We start from the raw sequence: 18,789 nt of genomic DNA, 5'->3' as shown, positions 1-18,789 counted from the left end.
CCATGCTGGCCGATTGCTATAGCCGCGATACGCCGCTGCTGCCTGCTATGCATCAGCCCGCCCTGCTGTTGTCGCTGGCGGCGCGGCGCGATATGGCAAGCGATATGCTGCTGCGCGGTACGGGACTGGAGGCGTTGGCCTTGAGCGAGGGGCGGGCAGCGGTCAGCCCAGCGCAGTTATTGACCATGCTGGGCAATCTGGCCAAGCAGGACGGGCAACGCGATGTGGCGTTCGAACTGGGGCAGCAATGGCTACCTGGCCACTACGGCAACATCAGCCTGGCCTTGTTGCAAGCGCCGAATCTGGCTGAGGCCTTGTCCTTGCTGATGACCCACCAGGATCAGCTATGCCCGCTACTGGGGCCCAGGTTACAGGTGGAAGGCAAGGAACTGCTGCTGTACTGGACCGACAGCGTGGGGGCGGGGGCCTTGATGCCGTTTTTGGTCGAGCTGCACATGACGGCCGTGAGTGCCCTGTGCCGCTGGCTGGCCGACAAGCCATTGCCCTGGCGCTACTGCTTCAATCGCACGCCACCACGCAACCTGGCGCAGCATCAGGTGCATCTGGGTAGCCACCTGCAGTTTGGCTGCCAGCTGGATGCCATGGTGCTGGATAGCCAGTGGCTGCATCAGCCCTGGCCCCGTAGCAATCCTGCGGCCTATGCCATGCTGAAGCAGCAACTGCTCAAGCAGGGCAGGCCACAGTACAGCCTGGTGCAAGTACTGTACGACCACCTGCGCGCAAAGATAGGCACCCCACCGACACTGGAAGAGGCTGCCACCCTGCTGGCCACCAGCCCGGCGACCCTCAAGCGCCACCTGGCCAAGCATGGCACGCACTTCCAAGCCTTGCTGGACCTGGTGCGGACGCATGAATCACTGCGCCTGATGCAGTACCATGGCTATGGTCAGGAGGCGCTCGCACAGTATTTTGGCTTTCACGATGCCCGCAATTTTCGCCGTTCGTTCAAGCGGTGGACAGGCATGGCGGCGAGCCTGCCCTTCTCGTTGGCTGAGGCGCCCTAGTGGCTGGCCTGGCTTGGCACTTCTGAAAGGGTTGGCCTACCGGCGCCTCGCAGCGGATTTGCCTGCGAGGCACCGGTACACGCAGCCTAGACCGCCTGGCTGAAGCGCAAGTTACCGTCCACATAATCCACCACCACCGTTTGCTTGGCGCTGAAGGCGCCGCCCAGTATGGCCTTGGCCAGTGGGTTCTCGATTTCGCTCTGGATGGCGCGCTTCAAGGGGCGCGCGCCGTAGACCGGATCGAAACCTGCGGTGGCGATGTGGCGTAGTGCCGCGTCGGTGACAGTCAGGCCCATGTCCATGGCTGCCAGCCTTGCCTGCAGGCGCTGCAGCTGGATGCGGGCGATACCGGCAATCTGATCCTCGCCCAGCGCGTGGAATACCACGACTTCGTCTATGCGGTTGAGGAACTCGGGACGGAAATGGCCCTTGACCTCGCCCATGACGGCCAGCTTGACCAATTGGTAGTCGTCGGTGGCCATGGCCTGGATATGCTGCGAGCCCAGGTTGCTGGTCATCACGATCACGGTGTTCTTGAAATCCACGGTGCGGCCCTGGCCATCGGTCAGGCGACCATCGTCCAGCACCTGCAGCAGCACGTTGAACACATCAGGGTGGGCTTTCTCCACCTCGTCCAGCAGGATGACGCTATAGGGCTTGCGCCGCACGGCTTCAGTCAGATAGCCGCCTTCTTCATAGCCTACATAGCCGGGAGGGGCGCCAATCAAACGGCTGACTGAGTGCTTCTCCATGAACTCGCTCATATCCACCCGGATGATGTGTTCCTCGGTATCGAACAGAAAACTGGCCAGGGCCTTGCACAGCTCGGTCTTACCCACGCCGGTCGGGCCCAGGAACAAAAAGCTGCCATAGGGCTTGTTGGGGTCGGCCAGGCCGGAGCGGGAGCGGCGGATAGCGTCCGCCACCAGGGTGACGGCTTCGTTCTGGCCTACCAGGCGCTGGTGCAGGGCTTCTTCCATCTTGAGCAGCTTGTCGCGCTCGCCTGACATCATCTTGCTGACGGGTATGCCGGTGGCGCGGCTGACTACCTCGGCGATCTCCTCGGCACCTACCTGGGTGCGCAGCAGCTTGTTCTGGGTGGGACCGCTCTCGGCGGCCTCGGCAACATGCAGCTTGGCCTCCAGCTCGGGCAGCTTGCCGTATTGCAGCTCGCTCATCTTTTGCCAGTCGCCACGGCGCCGCGCTTCTTCCATCTGCTGCTTGAGCTGTTCGATTTCCTCGCGGATGGCCTGGGAGCCCAGTACCGCAGCTTTCTCAACTTTCCATATCTCTTCCAGGTCGGAGTATTCCTTCTCCAACCGGCCGATTTCTTCTTCAATCAAGCCCATACGGCGAATGGAGGCCTCATCCTTCTCGCGGCGGATGGCTTCGCGCTCGATCTTGAGCTGTATGGTGCGCCGCTCCAACTTGTCCATGACCTCGGGCTTGGAGTCGATCTCCATTTTGATGCGCGAGGCGGCTTCGTCTATCAGGTCTATGGCCTTGTCCGGCAGGAAGCGGTCGGTGATATAGCGATGCGACAACTCGGCAGCGGCCACGATGGCCGGGTCGGTAATCTCCACGCCGTGGTGTATCTCGTATTTCTCCTGCAGGCCACGCAGGATGGCGATGGTGGCTTCCACACTGGGCTCGTCCACCAGCACCTTCTGGAAGCGACGTTCCAGCGCGGCATCCTTCTCGATGTACTTGCGGTACTCGTCGAGGGTGGTGGCACCCAGGCAATGCAGTTCACCACGGGCCAGGGCTGGCTTGAGCATATTGCCGGCATCCATGGCGCCTTCTGCCTTGCCAGCGCCGACCAGGGTGTGGATCTCGTCGATAAAGATGATGGTATTGCCTTCATCCTTGGCCAACTCATTGAGCACGGCCTTGAGGCGCTCTTCGAATTCACCCCGATATTTGGCGCCCGCCAGCAAGGAGGCCAAGTCGAGTACCAGCAGCTTCTTGTGCTTGAGCGATTCAGGTACTTCGCCATTGATGATGCGCTGGGCCAGGCCTTCGACGATGGCGGTCTTGCCCACGCCGGGCTCGCCTATCAGCACCGGGTTGTTCTTGGTGCGGCGTTGCAGTACCTGGATGGCCCGGCGTATTTCATCATCACGGCCTATCACCGGGTCCAGCTTGCCCTGGCGGGCTCGCTCGGTCAGATCCAGGGTGTATTTGCTGAGGGCCTCGCGTTTTTGCTCGGCATCGGCACTGTTGACGGCCTCACCACCACGCACAGCATCCACGGCGGCCGTGATGGCCTCCTTCTTGCCGCCGTTGTCCTTGAGCAGGCGGCCGGTTTCGCCTTTGTCCTCGGTCAGGGCCAGCAGGAACAAGTCGGAAGAGATGAACTGGTCGCCACGCTTGGTCGCGGCCTTGTCTGTCAGGTTCAGCAGATTGGCCAGCTCTTTGGAAACCGTGATCTCGCCGCCCGTACCACTGACCTGTGGCAGGCGCTTGATGGCGCCCTCCAGCCCGGTGCGCAAGGGGTTGATATTGACGCCTGCGCGCGCCAGCAAGGAACCCGCGCCTGATTCGGCGTCGTAAAGCAGGGCCAGCAGGGTGTGCTGGGGCTCGATATAGCCATTGTCGTTGGCCAGGGCCAGGCTCTGGGCGTCGGCCAGGGCTTGCTGGAATTTGGTGGTCAGTTTGTCGTAGCGCATGATGATGGCTCCCGTTGTTCAATACTCCTTAGTTGGGGCAAGTCTGCACCGTTTTCAAGCACAAGCTGCGTATTCGGGCGATAGGTTTGATCTTGGTCAAAATTGCCGGGAACTTGCGCCGCCCTCTGGCTGACTACCCTGTTAGCGTACCCACGGCAGGCTGGCGAAGCAGCGCCACAGCCCGGCTGTACGTTGCCAGGGAAGTCGGTGCCTGGCACCGATACAACAAGCTGAACCACGATGCGCGATGTGTCCGCAATGGCCGGGCAGTCGCAGCCGATGTCACTGACCCACCTCGCTTGGGCAGGCCTGCATGCCAGGTCGCACCAGCAATGCATAGCGGAGAACGGTTGGCGGCACTGAATGACACTTGCTGGTAACGGGCAGGGCAAGCGTCCAATCGGGGAGGATAGCCATGGACTACACCCTGTTTGCCCAGACCGTCCTGCTATTGCAGGACAACCATCTGGTGGTGATCGGACTTTGCCTGGTATCGGCCATTCTGTTATCCGAGTGGCTGCATCGCCTGTTGCCGCATCTGCCGGCGATTACCGGCTATTTGTTGACGGGCCTGTTGATGGGCCCCTATGTGCTTGGGCTGCTGGATGGCGAAAACCTGGCTCAGTTGAGCCTGTTCTCCGATATCGCCATCGGCATCCTGCTGTTCGAGTTGGGGCGGCATCTGGACTGGCGCTGGCTCAGGGGCGAGCCCCGTCTGGTCATGCTGATCCTGCTGGAAAGCCTGGCGGTATTCTTTGCCGTCTATCTGCTGCTCTGGGGTATGGGACTACAGCCACTGGCGGCCGGCCTGCTGGCGATCATCGCCATCACCACCTCTCCCTTGATACTGTTGCCGGTATTACGCGAATCACGTGCTGAAGGCCGCGTCAGCGATTGGGCGCAGGTATTTGCTGCCGCCAATAATATGCTGGCCCTGGTGGCGGCGGTACTACTGGTTGCCCTGGCCCATCTTACCCAGACAGGGGGCTGGCAACAGGCGCTGATCGGGCCTATGCGTGAACTATTGGGCGGCTTGGCTCTGGGGCTGCTGGCAGCCTGGTTGACCTGCCGTTTCCTGCACTGGCTAAGGGCGCATGGCCCGCATGATGTGTTACCGACCTTGTTTCTGTTCGGTGCTGTCGTGGCGGTGCTTGGGACGGCCAAGGCGCTGGCGTTTTCACCCTTGCTGGCCGTGCTGGCGCTGGGCTTCGGGTGCCGTCATATCGAATCGGGCGAGGCGGTGCTGGGCATGCAGCTCGACCCACTGCGCAGCCTGTTTGTCTGCGTGTTGTTCGTACAACTGGGTGCCAGCCTTAATCCTTCGGCCTGGCAAGGCGTGGCGGTATGGGCCTTGCTGTTCCTGCTGGTACGCACGCTGGCAAGGGTGGCCATACCGTATCTGATCGCGCCGTTCTGTGGTTTGCGGCATGCCCAGGGGGGCTGGTTGGGCGTTGTGCTGATTCCCATGTCCAGCCTGGGCCTGCTCACGGTGCATGCGTCGGTCACAACACTGCCGGAGCTGGACCCGCAGGCCGCCGGTATTGCGGTGGCGGCCTTGATGGTCATGGAGTTGCTGGGGCCGATTTCCACCCGTTGGGCCTTGAAGCAGGCGGGCGAGATAGCCGAGGAGGGGCGCCATCATGTCAAATCCTGAACTGGACGAAATGCTGCGCTTCCAGGGGAGTGAAGCATTGACCATGGGGGTGGAGCTGGAGCTGCAGATACTCTCGCGGCACGATTACAACCTCACCCGGGGCGCTACTGATCTGCTGGCCCAACTGGCCCGGCAGGATCATCCCGGCAATGTCGTGCCGGAGATTACCGAGGGCATGATAGAGCTCAATTCCTCGGTGCATCATGATTACAGTTCGCTGGTGGCCGAGCTGGAGACGCTACGCGACCATATGGTGGCGGCCGGGGATAGACTGCACCTGGCGCTGGCAGGTGGCGGTACCCACCCGTTCCAGCGCTGGCACGAACAGCGCATCTATCCCAAGGAGCGCTACCTCGCGCTATCGGAGATGTATGGCTATCTGGCCAAACAGTTCACCGTGTTTGGACAGCACATCCATATCGCCTGCCGAGATGGTGATGAGGCCGTCAGGATGACCCGGCTGGTCTCACGCTATGTGCCTCACTTCATTGCCTTGTCAGCCAGCTCGCCTTACTACCAGGGCGTAGATACCGCCTTTGACAGTGCCAGGTTGTCGGCGGTCAATGCTTTTCCACTCTCGGGCACCATGCCGCCGGTTTACAGCTGGCGGGAATTCTGTGACTACTTCACCCGCATGGTTGAGTATGGCGTGGTGCAGAGCATGAAGGACTTTTACTGGGACATCAGGCCCAAGCCCAACTACGGCACCATCGAGGTCAGGGTCTGCGATACACCGCTTGCGCCCCGCCAAGCTGCCCGCCTGGCCGCCTTTGCCCAGGCGCTGGTGGCCTGGTTACGGCAGGAAACCCGCCGTGCGCCACATCCAGACCTGGGGATGGCCTATAGCTACAATCGCTTTCAGGCATGCCGCTTTGGGCTCTCTGCCCAGTTTATCGATGTGGCCACACGTAGCCAGCGTGCCCTGCACGAAGACCTGATCGACACCCTGACCAGGCTGATGCCGGTGGCGGCCGACCTGCACAGCGAAGCCGCCATCAGCGAATTGCTGGGGCAGGTACTGCGTATGGATAACGATGCTGCCTGGTTGCGGAGTGTGGCAGGGCGGGAGTGCTCACTTAGCCATGTGATGCTCAGGCAGGTAGAACGCTGGGCGGGACGGGAGGTATCACTTCAATGACACGGCAGCATCTCGTCACTTATCGCTCTCGATAGGTGTTTTGTCTCTTTCAGCACGCCAGCGGGAGACCATGCTGGTAGGGTACGTGGTGCATAGAAAACCCACTGAGAGCTGCTTCATGCCTGTTACCTACTGCCACACAGATACGCGCCCAAATTGGTGGGTGCGTGTCAGCTACGGTCTGTTGCTTCTGCAAATGGTGCTTATGTCGCCAGTCGTTGGTGGCATGGCAGCGCTGCTGCTGGCGATTGCGCTTGTATGGGGCAGGCGACGTTGCCTCGCATTGCCGCAGGACAATCGCTTACGCAGGCTACTGCTGGGCTGGGCCAAAGCGGGTGCCATGCTTTACGCGGCGTTCTGGTTGTCCTTGCTGACGGCAGTGTTGTGGCAGGCTTCCGATCAAATCGCGTCTGGCACGCAGCGGAGTGGCCTGAGTGAAATGCCTGAATATTTGCTTAAGTCTACTGCGCTGATCTTGGCAATGGCTGTTGCGGGCTACTTGTTCTGGAAGGGATTTCGTCGGTTTGAGCGTTGGCGAGGGCTGCTCGTGGCGGCTATGGTCATCTCCATGCTTGTTCTGGTGCAGGGTCTGAATGCAAGCGCAGTACTTGAGTTCGTGGACGGATTCAAAGCTGGCTACAGCGGTGGACGCCAGACCAAAGAGCATGTCCAAGCGCCGAGCAAAGCACTAACGAACTCGCTACCTGCGACCTTATCGAGTTCTTCTGAGATCAGGGCGTTCATGTACTTTCTGATGTTTGCTGTTGCTGCGGCCATCGCTTTGGCAACAGCAGCGCGTTTGAGCAATAGGGATGAGCAATTCGAAATCTCCAGGCTGGAGTCGGAAAACCAGCGTGAGCGCGTTGCTCGCGAACTGGCCGAGGCTAGGCTGAAGCTGTTGCAAGCACAGATAGAACCTCACTTCTTGTTCAATACACTGGGCGCATTGCAGCATCGTGCAGAGGGGAAGGCTCCGGAGGCTGCGGCCTTGGCCGCGGACCTCATACGATTCTTGCGGGGTAGCATGGATACGCTTCGGGCCGAACAAACCACGCTAAAGGACGACTTTGCCCTGGCTGAAGCTTATCTGGGGGTTATGCAAGCCCGTATGGGCGAGCGCCTGCGGTTTCACATGGATTTGCCCGCTGAACTGTACGGCGAGCCGCTTCCCAGTATGGTACTTCTGACGTTGGTGGAAAACGCGATCAAACACGGCATAGAGCCCTATCCACCAGGGGGAGATATTGTGTTGAGCGCTGCACGGGAAGGCGCCAACCTGGTAGTCAGTGTGGCGGATACCGGGCGGGGGGTGAGTGATATCCCGGGTAGTGGCGTAGGCTTGGCCAATATTCGTAGCCGCCTCCAGTTGCGATACGGTGATACCGCAAAGTTGCTGCTGGAAGAAAACGAGCCGCAGGGTTTTGTTGCACGCTTGGTCTTGCCGCTGGCTCAGACTCCGTAAGGGCTACCTGATACGGGTAGCCGGTTTTATACTGCAGTGGCTGCGCAAAGGCGCATTGCTTCCTTGGAGCAATGCGCCTTTTGCATTAGTTGAATGCTCAAGCAATGTGGCTGCCGTCGCAGTACTGCGCTACGCGCAAAACATTCGTCTTACCTAACTCTGCTATGCCGCCTCATCGTTTTCACTCGCGCCTTGTCTTGCTCAGAGCCTGTTCACGATCTTTTCGCCTCGGCGCTGGACCGGAAAAGGGTCAGGGACAAGGCGGACGACGCAGGCAATAACGGGTTATTACCAAGGAGTCCAAAGTAGTACATGGCCCTTTTCCGGTCCAGCCCTACGGGCTCCCGTACGGGCTCCCGTACGGGTTCCGGGTATTGCCGGTAGCGACCGCCGCGGCAGCGACCGGCGTTACAAGCCGCTTACGGTACCGGAACCCGTACCGCGGCGCGGCTTGTGCCTTGTCCGCTACCCGGCACTGCCCGGAACGCCGAGGCGAAAAGATCGTGAACAGGCTCTCTGAGGCTGAGGTGTCCGGCAGTCCCATTACGGCGCGATGACTGCGGCGATGCTTATCGTCACTGGTCCGCGCGATTCCGTATTTGGTCGCCTATGGGCTGCGCCGCAGCGGTATCAACAATATGGTTACGCCACCAACAAGACGAGAGGGGAGCGCGCAGATGCCCAGCACCATGGCACTAGTATCAGGTAGTCCAGCCAAGCCCGTACCAGCGAGGGCACCCGGCATGATGTGGCTGGGGTATGGCTTGGCGATCCTGCTGTTGACCGATTTGCTGATACGCACATTACCGGAACACTGGGAGATCTGGTTTGACACCCATTCCGGCGTCAGCCTCGGCATCAGCCTGGCCATGGCGGTGGTGGCGTGGCTGCTGTGGGCCCGCCTGCTGCACCCGGCCTGGAGTGGACTGTCGCAGGACCATCGTTGGCGCCGCCGCTGGTTCATCGCGGCCAAAGCGATAGGTTGGCTAGGTGTGCTGCTGGGTGGCGCGCATGTGATTTCGTCGTTCCTGCTGGCGGCAGATGTCGTGATGAACATGCCTGGTGAAGACCTGGGTGTGGCGGAGCATGCCTGGATCAGGCGGCACAGAAACGGTTACTGGTTCTTTACCATCCTTCTGCTTGCGCTATGGATGGCGGTGGCATACGGTGCCTGGCTAGCCTACCGGCGCTTCGAGGGGTGGCGCCACCTGTTCAGTATCGTGCTGTTTGTGGTGTTGATATTCATGGCCACGTTCAGTGCGGGCGTTGTCAGTGCTTTCACTGGGCGGGTGTTGGCGAAGCACCCGATCAATGGGATCGCCAAGCAAGCGGAAGTTCGCAACGAGAAGCCCAAGCTACAGGTGCACACCGCCTATTTCCTGCTTTTGCTAGCGGCGGCTGGAGTAATTGGTATATCCGCATCGGCGCGCCTCCGTAACCGTGACGACCAGCTGCTGATCAGCAAGTGGGAGGCCGAGGCCTTGCGCGAGCGTACAGGGCGCGAGCTGGCGGAGGCGCAGCTGAAACTGCTGCAGGCACAGATAGAACCGCACTTCCTGTTCAACACCCTGGGGGCCTTGCAGCAGCGGGCTGAAGGCAAGGCGCCAGAGGCGGCAGCACTGGCAGCTGATCTGGTGCGCTTTCTGCGTGGCAGCATGCAAACCTTACGGGCCGAGCAAACCACACTGCAGGAGGAGTTTGGCCTGGTGGAGGCTTACCTGGGCGTGATGCAGGCGAGGCTGGGTGCGCGCTTGCGCTACCGGCTGGACCTGCCGTTCAGCCTGGCGGGGCAAGCCTTGCCCAGCATGATGCTGCTGACTCTGGCGGAGAACGCGATCAAACATGGTATCGAACCATGCCCAGACGGTGGTGAGGTGTTGGTGCAAGCCTGCAGCGACGGCACGAAGCTGACCCTGTGTGTCGTGGACACGGGAGCTGGCGTCAGCGATATCCCCGGTACGGGTGTGGGCCTGGACAATATCCGCACCCGCCTGAAATTGCGCTATGGCAGCGCCGCCTGCCTTGAGCTTGAAGAAAACCAGCCGCAAGGCTTTGTGGCGCGCATCACGCTACCCATGGTCAACCAGCCGGAAGGGGTATGGGCATGAATCCCTTCCTGATGCTGAGACAGTATGTGGTGGCGACGCGGCCACGCATGATTGCCCTGGTTGTGGTGATGGTGGTGCTGCAGGCGGTACTGGGCATACTGGCCAAGAAGGCCTTTGTCGCTGCGGGTTTGCCTAAAGGTGTCATGGAACTGCTGGTGCTAGGTATCAAGTTCGCTGTGTTGGCAGGTTTTTTCATCCTGGTCAAACCGGTATGGGCCAAGCAGCAAGGGCTAGGCGGAAACGATGTAGGCCCTCGCTCTGCCACTCGCTTTGGGCGCCTTTTCTTGGCCAGTGAGCGCTACAGCGCATGGTGGTACAAATCCGAACAGCATATCCAGCAACGTGATGTCGACAGGTTGGACAAACTGTTCACCACGGGCCGTGGACGCCTGCTGATCGGCGCATGGCTACTGGGTTTCAGTATCGTGGCTGTTCTGCTGTCCGGGATAGAGGTGACCCGATTCCAGGTCGCCGCCACCTGGCATTCACCCTCTCCCTATTTAGGTGTGGCGGGCTTGGTGATGGGCGTGTTGACAGGCTGGATGGTGCTGGATCTGTGGGTGGGCTACCGGAAGTATGCGGGCAGGCTATGGTATTTCGCAGGCATCATGCTGCTGGTCATGGTGCTGGTTACCATCTTGCTATGGGCCATGCTGCTGCTCGTTGACGGTAAACGGGATTTTTCGCAGCTAGGCGTCGTGCTGATGGCCTCCGGCGGCGCTTCCTTTCTGCTGCTTTTGCTGTTTGTATCGGTGGTCGCGCTGGTTTCATCGATGCGCAACATGGAATACGCAGTCGAAACCAATGAGCTACGCCATCAGGCCGAGAAGGCGGAGGCCGAGCTCAAGTTGCTGCAGGCGCAGATAGAGCCGCATTTTCTCTTCAATACCCTGGGGGCGCTGCAGCACCGGGCAGAAGGCAAGGCCCCCGAAGCGGCTGCCCTGGCTGCTGACCTGATCCGCTTTTTGCGCGGCAGCATGGCAACGCTGCGGGCCGAGCACACCACGCTCAAGGATGACTTTGCCCTGATCGAATCCTACCTAGCGGTCATGCAGGCCCGTATGGGGGAGCGTTTGCGCTATCGGGTGGAGCTGCCTGCCGAGCTGGGCAATCAGGCGGTGCCCAGCATGATGCTGCTGACCCTGGTCGAGAATGCGCTGAAGCACGGCCTGGAGCCTTACGCACCCGGTGGCGAGGTGGTGGTAACCGGTTGTGTGGATGGCGGCTGCATGCTGCTGACCGTTGCCGACACCGGCCGAGGTGTCAGTGACATACCGGGCACCGGCGTGGGGTTGGACAATATCCGTACCCGCTTAAAGCTCCGTTATGGCAGCGCGGCACGGCTGGAGCTTGAGGAAAACGAGCCGCAGGGGTTTGTGGCACGTCTACGGTTGCCGTTGGACGCTGGCAGGGTTTGAGATAGCCACCACGGCACGGGATGGACCTACAATCGGCCCATGAAAACCATTATGGTCTGTATCAAGCATCGCTATGCTGGCAACCCTTCCTGTGGCGGCCGGGGCAGTGATGCCCTGGCTTGTGCGCTGGAGCGCTTGATCGCGGACAGGCAGGCGCCGGTGAAGGTGCATCGCTTTCCCTGCCTGGGGCTGTGCGAGTTAGGGCCGAACATGAAGGTGGTGGCGGGTGAGATGTTCCATCATGTCAGCGAGGCGATGCTGCCCGATATCTTGCAGTCGGCGCTGGACGAACCGGAAACCTAGTTCGTTGTTGATGCCGCCAATCTCGTCGTTTGTCTCCTTGCGCTGGGCGCTGGCAGCTGTCCGCATTAATCTGCCATGACTCCCCAAGGGCAAACCGGCATGCTTGAGAACACCCACATCATTGAAACCCAGGCAGCCGCTGCTGAAACCCTGCCTATTGCGCATGGCTGGCTGGCACGCACCTTTCAGCAGGGCGATCGATTCAACGCCTGGCTGATCGGTTCGCAGTCCCAGCTTAGTCAGCAACAGTTGGATGAAGTGGACGGTCTGGTCAGATCCCCTAAAGCCTGGTTGATAGGTGGCGTGCTGTCTGTCTTGATCCTGGTGATGGCCTTTCTTGTCTGTGCGTTCGACAGCCAGATGGTGCTGCAACGCCTGCCCGATGATAGCTGGCATATCAGCACCAAGCTCATCCGACAGCCGCTGCCATTCTCGTTCTGGCCTTGGGTCATCGGTACGTGGCTGTTGGTGTTCTGGGCGGTACTGGATGTCTGGTACGGCTATCGGAAATATCTGAACGGGTTGCGTGGTTATCTCAAGCTGGCGGTCTGGGGTACCCTGCTGCCCATGCTGTTGATTATCCTGTTGGGCGTCTTTAGCGTGCTATTGCGTGCACCTGCCTCGCCTTTGCAGTCATTGGCAGAAATGCTGCAGGGCTTGCTGCTGGGGCTGGCGGCCTTGCTGGTGATGGGGTTGGGTATAGGCATTGCGGCGATACTGACCGTGGTGGTTTCGCACTGGCGCAACAAGGAGATCGAGGAGCTACGCAGTAGGCTGACCGCCGAAGCCGATGCCGAGCGGCTGGCCAGGCAGTTGAGCGAGGCGCAGCTGAGGCTGCTGCAGGCGCAGATAGAGCCTCACTTCTTGTTCAATACCCTGGGGGCAGTGCAACAGCTGGCAGAGGATGGTGCCCCGCGCGCTGCCAACCTGACCGCCAGCCTGATCCAGTTCCTGCGCAGCAGCCTGGCGCAGCTGCGCAATGGCGTGGTGACGTTGGGCCAGGACTTTACCCTGGTGGAGGCCTATCTGCGCATCATGCAGGCCAGGCTTGGTAGCCGCTTGCGCTATGCATTGGAACTGCCGCCGGATCTCGCCAGCCAGACCATACCCAGCATGATGCTGCTGACTCTGGTGGAAAACGCGATCAAGCATGGTATTGAGCCTGCGCTACGGGGTGGCAGCATTACGGTGAGTGCCAGCGTGGAGGGGGGGCAACTTTGCCTGCAGGTGCGTGATACCGGTGTGGGCTTGCCGCCCATACTGGAAGGCGGTGTAGGGTTGGCCAATATCCGAGAGCGACTGCAACTGGGCTTTGGTGAGCGTGCCGGCCTGACCCTGCTGGCGCAGGAGGAGGGCGCGCTGGCTGAGTTGCGTTTGCCGCTGATTGATGGCGCCAAGCCTTAGAGCCTGTTCAAAGCCTTTTCGCCGCGCGCCGGCCCTCCGGGTTCGCAGCCTTGCCGGCGAATGGCGGCGTTGCAAGCCGCTGACGGTACCCGTACCGCTGCGTGGCTTGCGCCTTGCCCTTCATCCGGCAAGGTTGCGAACGACGCGGCGAAAAGACTTTGAACAGGCTCTTAGCGCCGCTGCAACACCGAGAAGAAGAAACCCAACTGGCGCTACGGCGCCGGCTGTGGGTTTGATACGCTCCCATCGGGTTGGATTGATGCCTTTGCGGCTGTGGCTACCTTGGTGCGATGTGGCTTCGCCAGTTAGGCAATAACACTTTGAAGCAGAGAGAATAATGAGTACACGTATCCTGATCGCCGAAGACGAACCGCTGATGCGCGAGCGCCTGGAAGGCTTGTTGCAAAAGACTTGGCCTGAGGCTGAGCTGGTAGCCGTAGCCGAGAATGGTAATGACGCCTGGGATGGCTACCTGGAATACGAGCCTGATGTGGTTTTCCTCGATATCCGCATGCCTGGGTTATCTGGGCTGGAAGTGGCCGAGCGTATAGCGGGTGGCGCCCATGTAGTGTTTGTGACGGCATACGATCAGTACGCGGTGGAGGCGTTTGAGGCTGGCGCAGTGGATTACCTGCTCAAACCGGTCGAAGTGGATAGGTTGGCCAAGGCGATTGAACGCATCAAGACCAAGCTGGCCGCCCAGCCGGCCGACTTGGCCGAGATTTTGAGCAAACTGAAATCGGTGGTGCCGCAGCAATCTGCTGAGAAGCTCAAGTGGATCAAGGCCACGGTGGGCAAGCAGATCAAGCTGATCAATGTGGAAGACGTGCTGTTTTTTCAGTCGGATACCAAGTACACCCGCGTTGTGCTGGCGGACTCCGAGGCGCTGATACGGACCCCGCTGAAGGATTTGCTGGCGGGGTTGGACCAGGAAAAGTTCTGGCAGATACACCGAGGCACCATGGTCAATGTCAATGCGATTGCCGCCGCTGAGCGCATTGATGCCGAGCGTATGCAGGTGCTGGTGAAGGGGTGCAGCGAAAAGCTGCCGGTCAGCCGCGCTTTTACCCATCTGTTTAGGGATTGAGCGTCAGGTAGGTGAGTCGTGCATCGGGTGCCGCCCAGCCTTGTGGCTAGCACCCGCCAGACAATTATTCTTCTGCTTTGGCTTTCTCGCCTATCTTGCCTTCGGTGCCGGCCAGGAGATTGAGCAGGTTGCGCTTGTGGCGCTGTATCAGCAATGCGGCAATCAGCAAGACCGCGCCGAATAATGCGGGCCGGCCAGGCAGTAGCAGATGGCAGGCTATGGGCGCCGCGACGGCGGCCACAATGGCGGCCAGTGACGAGATACGGGTGGCTGCAGCCATGACCAGCCAGACAGCCAGAGTGGCGAGGCCCAGGCGCCAATCCAGCGTCAGCAGTACGCCGGCCGCTGTGGCGACGCCTTTGCCACCCAGAAAGCGGAAGAACACCGGCCACATATGGCCTACGGTGACGGCCACTGCCACCGCAGCCAGCCAGGGGTCGGGAAGGTCGGCCAGCTTGGCGGCCAGTACCACCACCACGGCTTTGAGCGTATCGCCCAGCAAGGTGAGCACGGCGGCCAGCTTTTTGCCTGAACGCAGCACATTGGTGGCACCGGGGTTGCCCGAGCCGTAAGAGCGCGGGTCTGCCATCTTCATCGCACGGCTGACGATGACGGCAAAAGACAGCGAGCCGACCAGGTAGGCGGCGATCACAAAGGCAAGCGGCAAGGCGTAGGGCGGCATCTACAGAATTCCACTACAATGGGCAGCCTCGGATTCTAAGCCGGTTGCGGCATTCAGCGATAGCGAGCAAGCGCTGGAGCATGCACTGGGACACGATATGGACATTATTTACCTGCACGGTGTGAAGGCCAGGACGCTGATTGGCGTCTACGATTGGGAGCGCGTAGCACCCCAGGTGGTGGAGATAGACCTGGAGCTGGGCATACCCAGCGCCCGCGCCTGCCAGACCGATGAACTGGCCGATACCATAGACTATGCCAAGGTGGTGGAGCGCCTGCGGGGTGTATTGGCCGAGCAGCACTTCCTGCTGCTGGAGCGCTTGGCTGAGCACATTGCCCAGGACGTGATGGGCGAATTCGGTACACCCTGGGTGCGGGTGTCGGTCACCAAGCTAGGTATACTGCACGAGGTGGGCCGTGTCGGCGTCACGGTTGAGCGTGGTCACCGAGGCGGTTGATGCGGTGGTAAAACAACAAAAGCGACCGAGTGGTCGCTTTTTGTTTGGCCTGCGTGTGTCGCTTTATTGCTTCTCGAACCAGGCCATGGATTCGACGTGGCCGGTGTGGGGAAACATATTGACCACGCCGGCGGTTTTCATGGTGTAGCCCTTGACGTTGACTAGCACATTGGCGTCGCGCGCCAGGGTGGCGGGGTTGCAGCTGACATAGACGATGCGCTTGGGGCCATGTTCGGCCGAGATGGATTTGCACACTTCCATGGCGCCGTCACGTGGGGGGTCGATCAGCATGCGGTCGAAGTGGCCCAGGCCAGCCATGATTTCTTCGGTCATTTCGAACAGGTTGGCGACCTGGAATTCGGTCTGGTTTTCCAGGCCGTTCTTGATGGCGTTTTCGCGGGCGCGTTCAACCAGCTGCTGGCTGCCTTCTATGCCCAGCACCTGGGCGCCAAGGCGGGCGATAGGCAGGGTGAAGTTGCCCAGGCCGCAGAATAGATCGGCAATCCGCTCGCCCGGCTGTGGATCCAGCAGGCGCAATGCACGGCCGACCAGTACACGGTTGATATGCGGGTTCACCTGGGTGAACTCGGTGGGCTTGTAGGGCATGACGATACCGAACTCGGGCAGACTGTAGCTGAGCTGCGGGGCATCGAGTGGGTAGAAGGGGTAAGCCGTGTCCGGCCCCTTGGGCTGTAGCCAGAACTGCACCTGGTATTGGTCTGCAAAGCTGCGTAGCAGGGCTTCGTCGCCGGTGTTGATGGGGTCCATGATGCGCAGGACCAATACATCTACATGTTCGCCCACAGCCAGCTCGATCTGCGGCATGCGTTCGCGGATGCTGAGTTGCATGACCAATTCGCGCAGCGGCACCAGCATGTCGGAAATCTTCTGTGGGAGGATTTCACAGGACTTCATGTCGGCAATAAAGCTGGAGCGCTTTTCGTGGAATCCCACCAGCACGGTGCCTTTTTTGGCCACATAGCGGGCCGACAGGCGGGCACGGTGGCGGTAGCCCCAGGTGGGGCCGTATATAGGCGTCAGCAGGGTTTCTGGCTTGACTTCGCCGATACGCGAGAGGTTTTCTTCCAGCACGCGTTGCTTGGCGGCCACCTGGCCACTGGCCTCGGCATGCTGCATGGAGCAGCCACCGCATACGCCATAGTGCTGGCACTGCGGCGTGGTACGCAGAAAGCTTTCCTTCAGCACGGCTACGGCCTGGGCATTTTCGAAGGTGGGTTTTTTGCGGTAGCTGGAGTACTCGACCACTTCGAAAGGCAGGGCGCCATCGATGAAGATGGTCTTGCCATCCACGTGGGCGACACCATGGCCGTCGTAGTCCAGGGATTCTATGGTGGCGACGGGATTACGGCGTGGTTCGGTCATGGTGTAAGGGCTGGGAAGCGGAAAAAGCCGGCGATTATAAGCGCTTGAGTCGTTTAGGGAAATTGCCTTTGGCCGGGGCGGCGGAAAAAACGAGGCCGACACTATCTGGGTGTCGGCCTGTGAGTCAGGCGGCGTAGGCCGCCTTCGAGGGAGATTGTGTCTGTTCGACTGATATCCGTTATAGCCCCCGGTATGCTGTTTGCAAGTCATTGTCATGCCGTCCGTCGTTTCATGAGCGGTCAATGGCATGCGGCTTGCCGTATGGCGGCCTGCCGACGCCCAGGGCAGTTACGGCTTTAAAATCAGGGCTATGCCTGCAACTGACGACGTTCGTTTATTCCTGGCGCTTTGGCCAGACGAGGCTGTGGCTGATGCCCTGCATGCTGCCAGTGGCAGGCTGCAGGCCTTGTGCGGCGGGCGCCGCATGCGGCGAGACACCCTGCACCTGACCCTGGTGTTCATGGGAGATACGCCCAGAGCGCGCCTGCCTGCACTGATGGCGGCGCTGGCCCAGGTAGCCTTGGTGCCTGCCGAGTTACGGCTGGATCACTATGGCCGCTGGCGTCCTGGCATCACCTGGTGGGCGCCATCGGACCCGCCGGCTGCCCTGTTGCAGCTTGTGGATAACTTGCGCACTACCTTGGATGGGCTGGGCCTGAAGTATGACCGCAAGGCCTTCAAGCCGCATGTGACCATGCTGCGCCATGGTCATCCACCACCGGCTTGGCCGGATGATGCGCCGCTAGTCTGGCCTATCAGGGGATTCCGGCTGGTGGCATCCTCGACAGAGGGAGAGCAGGGGCCGGAATACCAGGTGCTGGAGAGCTATCAGGTGGATGCCTAGGGGCAAGCAGGCTTACGGCTGCAGCCCACCCAACTGGGCATTGGCATTGCTCAGACTTTGGCGCTGCATCGCCTCTTGCTCCTGCACGATCGCTTGCACACGCATGAAATGCGCGTTGTAGCGATCCAGCAGGGCTTGATTGTTGAACGCCACATTGCCTTGCTCCACCTCCCATGCCTGGGGGTTGCTGGCCAGTAGATCCACCATTGCCGCCATTTCGTCTATGACCTGGTGTTCCAGCCCCCACAGCTTGTCTATGTTCCTGCGTGCCTTGACTAGGCCCTGTTCAAAGCCAGACTTGAGGTCTGCCTTGTCTGCTTCGCTCATGTTCAGTGTGCTAATGCTGGCCAGGGTGTGGTTTATGGCTTGATGGTTGCGAGCCTGGTAGGTATTAGCAATCTGGCGAACCTTGTGCACCAAGGCCCGGCGTTGATGGAAGCCAGGGTCTTGCGAGAATAGGCTGGCATTGAGCAGGCTCTCCCAGCCTGAATCGCTGATTTCGCGCTGATAATCGTTGCGCAAGGCAGTCAAATCGCGGAAGAAGGTCTTGATGAAACGCTCCATCTCGCCAGCTGAGCCGGTGGCTTTGGGCTTGGTATCGATAAGTGCGCCCTGCTTGGGTAGACCGTCCTGACCATTCAGTAGGTCGGCACTCATATTGTTGATCTCGCCACGGATCTCGCTCACCGCAACTTGCAAGGCTGCGCGATCGGCCTGTCGCTTGCTGGCGATGCTGTGGGCGGCCAGGCTGCCGAGACCAGCGGTGGCCAGTACGGCCAACAGGGCCATGCCGGCCTTGGTATTGCTGTGGCGCCGGCCGAAGATCAGGTAGAAAACCGTGAACAGCACGAAGGCCAAGGGCAGGTTATAGCCCACGGCATAGGCCAGGCTGGCGGCCTTGCCCAATGGCAGTATCACCGATAGCACCAACACGAGCAGGCAAAGCCCGGCCAGGCTGATGGCCCAGTGATGGGTGGAAGGTATCTGAGGACTGGGGGCGCTGTTGGGAGTCATGCAAGGCTCTATGGAACGGGTGGCTGCGGGGTGGGGGATCATAGCGCACTGGTTTGGCGCGGCACTATTTCAACGCACTGTAGCGGGCGTGTTGGATAGCACGATTGTTATCTGGGCATGGCCTGCGATGCACAGGCTCAT

15 protein-coding genes are annotated in these 18,789 nt (G+C 60.4%); 11 read left to right on the top strand and 4 right to left on the bottom strand.

The annotated features are described in order from the left end of the window. Positions 1–2: 2 nt before the first annotated feature. Positions 3–1,025 carry an AraC family transcriptional regulator ligand-binding domain-containing protein gene (locus V7714_RS06085; RefSeq protein WP_335708926.1) on the top strand — a complete coding sequence of 341 codons (1,023 nt, stop codon included), beginning with the start codon at positions 3–5 and terminating at the stop codon, positions 1,023–1,025. 86 nt (positions 1,026–1,111) lie between these two features. Here V7714_RS06085 and clpB read toward each other — a convergent pair whose 3' ends face one another. Next, positions 1,112–3,694: an ATP-dependent chaperone ClpB gene (clpB, locus tag V7714_RS06080; protein ID WP_335708925.1), complete on the bottom strand. Its 2,583-nt coding sequence runs from the start codon at positions 3,692–3,694 to the stop codon at positions 1,112–1,114. A gap of 415 nt (positions 3,695–4,109) precedes the next feature. Here clpB and V7714_RS06075 point away from each other — a divergent pair, with 415 nt between their 5' ends. The 8 genes from V7714_RS06075 (at position 4,110) to V7714_RS06040 (ending at position 14,268) form a co-directional block, all read left to right on the top strand. Beyond that, positions 4,110–5,348: a cation:proton antiporter gene (locus V7714_RS06075; RefSeq protein ID WP_335708924.1), complete on the top strand. Its 1,239-nt coding sequence runs from the start codon at positions 4,110–4,112 to the stop codon at positions 5,346–5,348. Further along, positions 5,335–6,486 carry a YbdK family carboxylate-amine ligase gene (locus V7714_RS06070; RefSeq protein WP_335708923.1) on the top strand — a complete coding sequence of 384 codons (1,152 nt, stop codon included), beginning with the start codon at positions 5,335–5,337 and terminating at the stop codon, positions 6,484–6,486. Before V7714_RS06075 ends, V7714_RS06070 begins: the two co-directional genes overlap by 14 nt. A gap of 118 nt (positions 6,487–6,604) precedes the next feature. Continuing rightward, positions 6,605–7,948 (top strand): sensor histidine kinase, encoded by a 1,344-nt coding sequence (locus tag V7714_RS06065; RefSeq protein WP_335708922.1) that lies wholly within the window; start codon positions 6,605–6,607, stop codon positions 7,946–7,948. A 677-nt stretch (positions 7,949–8,625) separates the two neighbouring features. Further along, positions 8,626–10,056 carry a histidine kinase gene (locus V7714_RS06060; RefSeq protein ID WP_335708921.1) on the top strand — a complete coding sequence of 477 codons (1,431 nt, stop codon included), beginning with the start codon at positions 8,626–8,628 and terminating at the stop codon, positions 10,054–10,056. Further along, the gene (locus V7714_RS06055) at positions 10,053–11,474 is read left to right on the top strand and encodes a sensor histidine kinase (RefSeq protein WP_335708920.1); all 1,422 of its coding nucleotides are present in this window, start codon (positions 10,053–10,055) and stop codon (positions 11,472–11,474) included. Before V7714_RS06060 ends, V7714_RS06055 begins: the two co-directional genes overlap by 4 nt. A gap of 39 nt (positions 11,475–11,513) precedes the next feature. Continuing rightward, positions 11,514–11,777 (top strand): (2Fe-2S) ferredoxin domain-containing protein, encoded by a 264-nt coding sequence (locus tag V7714_RS06050; protein WP_335708919.1) that lies wholly within the window; start codon positions 11,514–11,516, stop codon positions 11,775–11,777. Between the two features lie 99 nt (positions 11,778–11,876). Continuing rightward, positions 11,877–13,181: a sensor histidine kinase gene (locus V7714_RS06045; RefSeq protein ID WP_335708918.1), complete on the top strand. Its 1,305-nt coding sequence runs from the start codon at positions 11,877–11,879 to the stop codon at positions 13,179–13,181. 337 nt (positions 13,182–13,518) lie between these two features. Beyond that, a complete protein-coding gene (locus V7714_RS06040; RefSeq protein ID WP_335708917.1) occupies positions 13,519–14,268 on the top strand; it encodes a LytR/AlgR family response regulator transcription factor in 750 nt (249 codons plus the stop codon). Positions 14,269–14,332: 64 nt separating this feature from the next. Here the strand turns inward: V7714_RS06040 and plsY are convergent, their stop codons facing one another. Continuing rightward, entirely contained in the window at positions 14,333–14,950 is a 618-nt protein-coding gene (gene plsY / locus V7714_RS06035; protein ID WP_335708916.1) for a glycerol-3-phosphate 1-O-acyltransferase PlsY, read from the bottom strand. Positions 14,951–15,047: 97 nt separating this feature from the next. Here plsY and folB point away from each other — a divergent pair, with 97 nt between their 5' ends. Next, positions 15,048–15,407, top strand: a complete 360-nt coding sequence (gene folB, locus V7714_RS06030) for a dihydroneopterin aldolase (protein WP_335708915.1) — start codon at positions 15,048–15,050, stop codon at positions 15,405–15,407. 63 nt (positions 15,408–15,470) lie between these two features. Here the strand turns inward: folB and rlmD are convergent, their stop codons facing one another. Beyond that, positions 15,471–16,790, bottom strand: coding sequence for a 23S rRNA (uracil(1939)-C(5))-methyltransferase RlmD (gene rlmD, locus V7714_RS06025; RefSeq protein ID WP_335708914.1), 1,320 nt, complete (start codon positions 16,788–16,790; stop codon positions 15,471–15,473). Positions 16,791–17,100: 310 nt separating this feature from the next. On the opposite strand from rlmD, the gene thpR reads away from it, so the two are divergent. Then, positions 17,101–17,634 (top strand): RNA 2',3'-cyclic phosphodiesterase, encoded by a 534-nt coding sequence (gene thpR / locus V7714_RS06020; RefSeq protein WP_335708913.1) that lies wholly within the window; start codon positions 17,101–17,103, stop codon positions 17,632–17,634. A gap of 12 nt (positions 17,635–17,646) precedes the next feature. On the opposite strand, the gene V7714_RS06015 is transcribed toward thpR, so the two are convergent. Further along, a complete protein-coding gene (locus tag V7714_RS06015) occupies positions 17,647–18,648 on the bottom strand; it encodes a hypothetical protein (RefSeq protein WP_335708912.1) in 1,002 nt (333 codons plus the stop codon). Positions 18,649–18,789 lie beyond the last annotated feature (141 nt).

Source organism: Chitinimonas sp. JJ19 (assembly GCF_036961565.1).
In the GTDB taxonomy this organism is placed as follows: domain Bacteria; phylum Pseudomonadota; class Gammaproteobacteria; order Burkholderiales; family Chitinimonadaceae; genus Chitinimonas.
This window is presented reverse-complemented; position numbering and strand designations above follow the sequence as displayed.